General features: G+C 58.3%; 7 protein-coding genes. All 7 read left to right on the top strand.

Annotated features, from left to right (window positions below; translation table 11 throughout):
* Positions 1–32 precede the first annotated feature (32 nt).
* Positions 33–1,310 (top strand): divalent metal ion exporter subunit IhpA, encoded by a 1,278-nt coding sequence (ihpA, locus tag HMPREF9696_RS19810; RefSeq protein WP_002714834.1) that lies wholly within the window; start codon positions 33–35, stop codon positions 1,308–1,310.
* The gene (ihpB, locus tag HMPREF9696_RS19815) at positions 1,307–2,257 is read left to right on the top strand and encodes a divalent metal ion exporter adaptor subunit IhpB (protein WP_002714835.1); all 951 of its coding nucleotides are present in this window, start codon (positions 1,307–1,309) and stop codon (positions 2,255–2,257) included. Before ihpA ends, ihpB begins: the two co-directional genes overlap by 4 nt.
* Positions 2,247–2,612, top strand: coding sequence for a P-II family nitrogen regulator (locus HMPREF9696_RS19820; RefSeq protein ID WP_002714836.1), 366 nt, complete (start codon positions 2,247–2,249; stop codon positions 2,610–2,612). The genes ihpB and HMPREF9696_RS19820 overlap by 11 nt, the downstream gene beginning before the upstream one ends.
* On the top strand, positions 2,605–5,820 hold the full coding sequence (locus HMPREF9696_RS19825) for an efflux RND transporter permease subunit (protein ID WP_002714837.1): 3,216 nt from the start codon (positions 2,605–2,607) through the stop codon (positions 5,818–5,820). Before HMPREF9696_RS19820 ends, HMPREF9696_RS19825 begins: the two co-directional genes overlap by 8 nt.
* On the top strand, positions 5,817–6,194 hold the full coding sequence (locus HMPREF9696_RS19830) for a hypothetical protein (protein ID WP_002714838.1): 378 nt from the start codon (positions 5,817–5,819) through the stop codon (positions 6,192–6,194). Before HMPREF9696_RS19825 ends, HMPREF9696_RS19830 begins: the two co-directional genes overlap by 4 nt.
* Positions 6,195–6,330: 136 nt before the next feature.
* Entirely contained in the window at positions 6,331–6,678 is a 348-nt protein-coding gene (locus HMPREF9696_RS19835) for a hypothetical protein (RefSeq protein WP_034461932.1), read from the top strand.
* Positions 6,675–7,849 (top strand): heavy metal translocating P-type ATPase (locus HMPREF9696_RS22065; protein ID WP_002714840.1); only part of this gene is annotated, 1,175 nt, incomplete at its 3' end. The genes HMPREF9696_RS19835 and HMPREF9696_RS22065, both read left to right, overlap by 4 nt.

Genomic DNA, 7,849 nt, shown 5'->3' on the forward strand with positions numbered 1-7,849 from the left:
CGTCGCCGTTTCTCCGTTTTCAGGTCAGTATTATGTCTTTCGTCCGAACGGCTTTGCGCGTGATTTGCGCATTGCTTATGATAACAATTCCCGCTGCAGCCACCGAACCGCGTCCCACGCGCTCCATTTCGCTGCCGCAGGCCCTGCAGCGGGCGCTGTCGGCTAATCCGCGCTTAACAGCCGCTGAACGCGATATCGGGATAGCAGGGGGGCTTCGCATTCAGGCTGGAGCGTTGCCTAATCCTGACGTTTCCTTTGAACTGGATAGTGCCCTTGGCTCGGGTCCCTACAAGGGAACGCGATCTGCCGAGACAACTTTACAGCTCAGCCAACTCGTCGAGCTTGGAGGGAAGCGCGAAGCTCGTCTTGCCGCCGGCGAAGCCGGCGTAGGAAGCGCGGTCTGGCAAAGGCGCGCGACGCGTCTCGAAGTCCTCTCGGAAACCGCGATCGCGTTCATCACGATTATCAGCGCCCAACGCCGGATCGAGATCTTCGACGAGCAGATTGCAAGCTTCGATACGCTCATTCCACTGCTTCAAAAACGCGTCCAGGAGGGCGCTTCGTCGCCAGCCGAGACCCTGCGGGCCCAGGTCGCGGCCGATCTGTTTCGAGTCGAACGCGAGCGGTCGAAAACGCTATTGGCGACAGCGCGGCGGGATCTGGCCATCCTGATGGGCGACAGCAGTCCGCGTTTCGGAACCGCGGTCGGGCGGCTTGCGAATATTGGCCAGCCACCTTCTTTTCAGGCGGTCGTCAACGCCATCGAAGCCAATCCCCAGCTCATGCGGTGGACTGCCGTCACTGCCCAGCGCAATGCCGAACTGCTCATCGCGCGCCTAAAAGCGATCCCTGACCCGCGCATTTCGGCGGGTTGGCGGCATTATCAGGACACCAACGACAACGCCGTGCGCTTGGGCGTCTCGATTCCGTTGCCGATCTTCGACCAAAACACCGGCAACATCATCGCGGCCCAGGAGTCGTTGGCAAAGACCAATGCCGAGCGCGCCATCAACAAGCTCGTCCTCATCAGCATCGCGGGCCGTGCCTACGACACGCTGACTGGAGCGCTTGCGGAACTCAAGCTGCTGCGGTCTTCGGTCATCCCGAAGGCGCGCAGCGCTTCTGAGACTATCCTGAGCGGCTACACGCAAGGCAGGTTCACCTTGCTCGAGCTGCTCGACGTCCGGGGCTCGGTTTTGCAGGCGCTCCTTCGCGAGCAGGAGGCCTTGCAGAATTTCCATATCGCCATCGCGACGATCGAAGGTCTCGTCGGTAACCCGTTTTCGCTAACCCGCGAGAGTTCAAGATGATCAAAGGACTAATTCGGTACTCGGTGTTTTTGCTAGTTGTCGGGACGCTTGCTTATGGCGGCTATCGGTTGCTGGCGCCGGCAACTCCCAAACCAGGCTCGACGGAAAAGGTGGAAAAGGAAGAACATTCCGAAGGGGTCGAAATGAGCGACGCCAAAGTGGCCGCAGCCGGTATCGAACTTGCCAAGGCATCACCCGGCGTCTTGCGCGATAGCCTGCTGTTGAACGGCGTTGTCCAGCCAAACCAGGAATCGCTGGTGCAGGTCACGCCGAGATTTCCCGGAATCGTGCGCGAAACCCGCAAGCGGGTCGGCGATCGCGTCCAAAAGGGCGATGTTCTTGCGATCGTCGAGAGCAACCAGAGCCTTACGCCTTATGAACTGAAGGCGTCTCTCGCGGGTACGGTGATCGATCGCCAGACCACACTGGGCGAATACGTTTCCGAGCAAAAGCCGGCGTTTGTTATCGCGGATCTGTCAACCGTCTGGGTGGATCTTTCTGTCTACCGCCGCGATCTGAACCGCGTCAGCGTCGGCGACCAGGTTTTTGTCGATCCGGCCGACGGTGGTCCGCCGATCGAAACGAAGATTGCCTATCTGGCTCCAATCGGAAGCAGCGACACCCAGAGCGCAATCGCGAGAGCCATCGTGCTAAATTTAGATCAACGGCTGCGTCCGGGCCTATTCATTACTGGTCGGCTGTCGTTGTCGGCGAAGAAGGTGAATGTCGCGGTGAAATCGTCCGCGCTGCAGACAGTGGAAAATCGAACCGTCGTGTTCGTCCGCAACGGCGACAAGTTTGAAGTCCGCGATGTCGAACTCGGCGGGCGCGACCCGGAAATCGTCGAAATAGCATTCGGCCTTGTGGAGGGCGACGTCTATGCCGCCCAGAACAGTTTTATCGTCAAGGCAGAGATGGCGAAAGGATCGGCTTCGCATGAACACTGATCGCGACATGATGCTGGTAACAGCGCTGATTAGGCCGCACATGGAAGGGCACGTGGTGCGCATGCTTCACGACCTGCCTGACTTTCCGGGTTTCACATTCACCGAAACCCGCGGTCAGGGGCGAGGACGAGGGCAAGGCGGTGCCTATGTCTCGTCTGAATTCGATCTCACATATCATAATTTTCTCGAACTCCGGCTGGTGTGCCGACCCGAACTGGCCGATGAGATTCGTGACCGCATCGCGTCTGCAGCCTGGACCGGAAGGAAGGGAGATGGCGTCGTGTTCATAACCCCCATCCATTCTTTCGCTCGCATCCGGGAAATCGGCAAGCGTCCGGAGAAGTCCAATGATTGACGGTATCCTTTCGTTTTCCATCCGCCAGAGGTGGCTGGTGATGATCGGTGCTCTGCTCATGGCAGCGTTCGGAGCGTGGAATTTCACGCGCCTGCCGATTGATGCGGTGCCCGACATCACCAACGTTCAGGTTCAGATCAATACCAGCGCCCCGGGCTACTCACCGCTTGAGGTGGAACAGCGGATCACGTTTCCGATCGAAACCGGTATGGGCGGTCTTCCTAACCTGCTTAACACTCGGTCGCTTTCCCGATACGGGCTGAGCCAGGTAACCGTCGTCTTTAAAGACGGCACCGACATTTATTTCGCGCGACAACTCGTCAATGAGCGCATTCAGCAGGTCAAGGACAGCCTGCCCACGGGTGTCGAAACGGCGATGGGCCCGATTTCGACCGGTCTCGGAGAAATCTATCTGTATACGGTTGAGGCCAAGCCAGGAGCGCTCAAACCCAGCGGCGAGGAATTCACCCCGACGGATCTGCGGACAATTCAGGACTGGATCATCAAACCGCAACTGCGAAACACTTCGGGCGTAATCGAAGTCAACACCATCGGCGGCTTCGAGAAGCAGTTTCATGTGCTTCCTGATCCGGCGCAATTGATGGCCTACAAACTTAGCTTTCGCGACATCATGTCCGCGCTTGCTGCCAATAATGCCAATGTCGGCGCCGGATATATCGAGCGCAACGGCGAGCAATATCTGGTGCGCACGCCCGGACAAGTCGCCAACATCGAAGAGATCAAGCAGGTGGTCATCGGGTCGCGCAATGGCGTGCCAGTTCGTATTTCCGACGTTGCCGACGTGAAAGAGGGCAAGGATCTTCGAACCGGCGCGGCCACGCTGAACGGCAAAGAAATGGTGCTGGGCACCGCGATGCTTCTGATCGGCGAGAACAGTCGTACGGTTGCGCAGCGCGTTGCCGCGAAGCTCGAACAGATCGGCCGGTCGCTTCCGGAAGGCGTGACGGCCCGCGCGATCTACGACCGTACCCATCTCGTTGAAGCCACGATCGCAACCGTGGAAAAGAATCTCGTGGAAGGTGCGCTTCTCGTCATCGTCATTCTGTTTTTGATCCTCGGGAACTTCAAGGCGGCGATCGCAACGGCGTTCGTGATCCCGTTGTCCATGCTGTTCACCGTCACGGGAATGTTCGAAAACAAGGTCAGCGCCAACCTGATGAGCTTGGGTGCAATCGATTTCGGTATCATCATCGATGGCGCCGTCATCATCGTCGAAAACTGTCTGCGCTTGCTGGCGCATGAGCAGCAAAAATTGGGCCGCGTTCTCAAACGCGAAGAGCGTTTCGCGACGATTCTGGAGGGATCACGCGAAGTTATCCGTCCAAGCCTGTTCGGCACTCTCATCATCGCGGTCGTCTACCTGCCCGTCCTCACGCTGACCGGCGTCGAGGGCAAGATGTTCACGCCGATGGCTCTCACGGTGCTGATGGCGTTGCTTGGCGCCAGCATCCTGTCGATGACGTTCGTACCTGCCGCGGTCGCGCTGCTGGTAACTGGCCGAGTGTCGGAGAAAGAGAACTGGTTCATGCGCGGCTCGCGCCGCATCTATGTTCCCCTGTTATCGAAGTCAATCCAGCATCGCGGCATGATTGCGTTCCTGGCCGCGTTCCTGGTCATTATTAGCGGCTTCGCGGCGTCCAAAATGGGCGGCGAGTTCATCCCGAGCCTGGACGAGGGAGATGTCGCCCTGCAGGCGATTCGTATTCCAGGCACAAGCCTAACGCAGTCGCTCGAGATGCAACAAATGCTCGAGAAGCGCCTTCTCAAGATACCTGAGGTGAAGGAAACTTTCGCCCGTACTGGCGTTGCAGAAGTTGCAACCGATCCGATGCCGCCTTCGATCTCCGATGGCTACGTGATGCTCAAGCCGCGTGAACAGTGGCCGGATCCGAAGAAGCCAAAGAGTGAGGTCGTCACAGCCATCGAGAAAGCTGCCGAAGAAATCGCGGGCAGCAGCTACGAACTCTCGCAGCCGATTCAGTTGCGCTTCAATGAATTGATTTCGGGGGTTCGCAGCGATGTCGGCGTCAAGATCTTCGGCGACGATCTGGAGGTTCTGGCTCAAGTTGCTGCACAGGTTCAGGCTGTCATACAGAACGTCCAGGGCGCGGCCGATGTCAAGACCGAGCAGATTTCGGGGCTGCCGGTACTGACTGTCAAGCTCAATCGTGCGGCGTTGTCGCGCTACGGCATCAGCGTCGCGGACGTTCAAAATCTCGTCGAGATCGCTGTCGGCGGTAAGAGTGCTGGTCTGGTTTTCGAGGGCGATCGGCGCTTCGAACTGGTTGTGCGGCTTCCGGAGCGCTTGCGCACAAATTTGGAAGCGATCAGGTCGCTTCCGATACCGCTGCCTCCGCTCGACGGGCAGGCGAAGGCGATGACGACGCGCGCAGTTTGGGGAAATTCTCCGCTCGCCCAGATCAGATACGCCCCGTTGTCCGAACTTGCCCAGATCGATGTCGCGCCGGGCCCCAATCAGATCAGTCGCGAGGACGGCAAGCGCCGAATCGTTGTTTCCGCGAACGTGCGGGGACGGGACCTGGGATCGTTCGTTGCCGATGCGCAAAGCCAGATCGCCGAGAAAGTGAAGATTCCGGCAGGCTATTGGGTCGGGTGGGGCGGTCAGTTTGAGCAACTGGTCTCCGCAACGCAGCGATTGACCATCGTTGTGCCAATCGCGCTACTTCTGATCTTTCTGCTGCTCTTCATGAGCTTGGGTTCGATGCCTGACGCGCTCTTGGTGTTCAGCGGCGTTCCGCTCGCATTGACCGGCGGCATACTTGCGCTCTTGCTTAGGGGCATTCCTCTTTCGATCAGCGCAGGCATTGGATTTATCGCGCTGTCCGGTGTCGCCGTGCTTAACGGGCTGGTGATTATCACCTTCATCGAAAAGCTGCGCTCCGAAGGTCACGCGATCATAGATGCTGTCAGAGAGGGCGCATTGACGAGGCTGCGGCCCGTCCTCATGACGGCGCTTGTTGCGTCGCTCGGCTTCGTGCCGATGGCGGTTGCCACCGGCGCCGGAGCAGAAGTTCAAAGGCCGCTGGCGACCGTCGTAATCGGCGGAATTATTTCATCGACACTTCTCACGCTTCTTGTCCTGCCGGCGCTCTACGTTCTTTTCCGGCGTGAGAACGGCGAGAGGGGCGAAGGACCTCAACCCACAACCAATGGAGTTACAACATGAAATACATTGCAATCATTGTGCTGTCCCTCATCTGGTCGGTGCCGTCTTTCGCGCAACATTCCCATGGAAGCCAAAAGGGACCGAATGGCGGGCAGATGGAGGATGTCGCAGGAGTTGAAGCAGAACTGGTTACATCCGGAAGCACAATCATGATCAACGTCTTTGACGAAAGCAAAAAGCCGGTTTCCACAAAGGGCTTCACGGGCGCCGCTCTTATTGCCATGGGAGCGGGGCGCGAGACGGTCACACTTGCGCCATCGGGAGAGAACGCATTGAAGGGCGAGGCAAAGGCCCCGATTGCCGCGGGCGCGACGATCACGCTGACCATCAAGACAGCCGACGGAAAATCAGGCCAGGCGAAATTCAAGAAATAGGATGATTAAACGAGGATAGCGGTTCATGGCGATAAGGTCAGGCTTTCGTCCCATCGGCCCAGAGAATCCGGCGCATCGCACCATATGCTCCGCTCTCCCAAGCGTCTTTCGTTTGTGCTTCCCATGGACCGTGGGAATGTTTTTCCTGACAGCCGCTGGTTCATGGTCTGCAGTTCAGGCGCAATCTTCCCAAGCCAAGATTGTCGGGCTGGGCGCAACGACGTGTCAGCGTTTCAGCATTGATATTAGATCCAACCCTATCCTTCGTCGCGACTATCTGGCTTGGGCACAAGGCTTCATGAGTGGAATTCTGTCGAGCAGACCCAGCGGTGTCGATGAACAACTCGACCTCAATCCGGTCACGTTCGATCTCGTAAACCAGTTGCATTTCCTCGAAGATCACTGCGCTCAGAACTCGGCGATCAATTTTTCCGACGCCGTCGCGGCGTTATATAAAAGGCTGCGCAAAGAAGGCAAAACATGATCAGCCACACAACCAAAAGCCCGCCCATGGCCGGCACCCCACGCAGTTTGCGCCTCGGTGTCGAGGGGATGGACTGTGCCTCTTGCGCCACGAAGATCGAAAACGCCCTGCAACGGATGCCCGGTGTTGGCGACGTAACGGTCTCAGTACCTCGGGGCACGGTGACAGTTAGTCATGACGGTAAAGCGGAAAACGAAAAGATTCAAAACCAGATCTCGGATTTGGGCTATCGAATCACGCGCGTGGAAGAGCTTGCAGCCAAGCCCGCTGGTGATGAGACGGATGATGGAACGCTCCCGGCTTCTTACGACCAACTCCATTCGCACGTTGATGGGGCCGGTTCGAGCAACCAGGCTTGGTGGCGAACCCGCAAGGGGATGCTCACCATTGCGTGCGGCTTGGCCTTGGCCTCGGCTTTTCTACTGGGCAAATTCTTTCCTGCTACAGAGCGTTGGGCATTCCTTTTCGCCATGATGGTCGGGCTCGTTCCAATCGCGAAGCGCGCGCTATCTGCAGCGCGGGCTGGCACGCCATTCTCGATCGAAATGTTGATGTCAGTCGCCGCCGTGGGTGCGGTGATCATTGGAGCAACCGAAGAGGCCGCGACTGTTGTCTTCCTGTTCCTGATTGGCGAACTCTTGGAAGGCGTGGCCGCAAGTCGCGCCCGTGCCAGCATCCAGGACTTGACCAAGCTTGTTCCGAAAACGGCCCGGCTGGAAGAAAATGGGTTGGTTCGCGAGGTGCAGGCGGACAGTCTTTCGGTCGGAGCGATCATCCAAATCCGACCCGGCGATCGCATCCCGGCCGACGGCGTCATCCTTTCTGGAGAAAGCGGGATCGACGAAGCGCCGGTGACCGGCGAAAGCACACCGGTCCGAAAGGGACCTGGGGAAATCGTATTTGCCGGTACCGTCAACGGTGATGGCTTGCTGCGTGTGCGCGTCACGGCCGCAGCTTCCGACAATACGATCGCGCGTGTCGTCCGATTAGTCGAGGAAGCTCAAGAATCGAAGGCTCCGACAGAGCGCTTCATTGATCGCTTTTCCCGGTACTACACCCCCGGTGTGGTGGTTGTTGCGGCCTTGATCGCCGTCGTCCCGCCACTCCTGTTCGGCGGTGTCTGGAGTAACTGGATTTATAAGGGGCTTGCCATCCTCCTGATTGGCTGCCC

The organism is Afipia clevelandensis ATCC 49720 (assembly GCF_000336555.1).
GTDB classification, from domain to species: domain Bacteria; phylum Pseudomonadota; class Alphaproteobacteria; order Rhizobiales; family Xanthobacteraceae; genus Afipia; species Afipia clevelandensis.

What these genes read in the sequence shown, in the direction of transcription:
- ihpA (WP_002714834.1), top strand. Translation starts at nt 33, where the DNA reads ATGTCTTTCGTCCGAACGGCTTTGCGCGTGATTTGCGCATTGCTTATG.
- ihpB (WP_002714835.1), top strand. Translation starts at nt 1,307, where the DNA reads ATGATCAAAGGACTAATTCGGTACTCGGTGTTTTTGCTAGTTGTCGGG.
- HMPREF9696_RS19820 (WP_002714836.1), top strand. Translation starts at nt 2,247, where the DNA reads ATGAACACTGATCGCGACATGATGCTGGTAACAGCGCTGATTAGGCCG.
- HMPREF9696_RS19825 (WP_002714837.1), top strand. Translation starts at nt 2,605, where the DNA reads ATGATTGACGGTATCCTTTCGTTTTCCATCCGCCAGAGGTGGCTGGTG.
- HMPREF9696_RS19830 (WP_002714838.1), top strand. Translation starts at nt 5,817, where the DNA reads ATGAAATACATTGCAATCATTGTGCTGTCCCTCATCTGGTCGGTGCCG.
- HMPREF9696_RS19835 (WP_034461932.1), top strand. Translation starts at nt 6,331, where the DNA reads ATGTTTTTCCTGACAGCCGCTGGTTCATGGTCTGCAGTTCAGGCGCAA.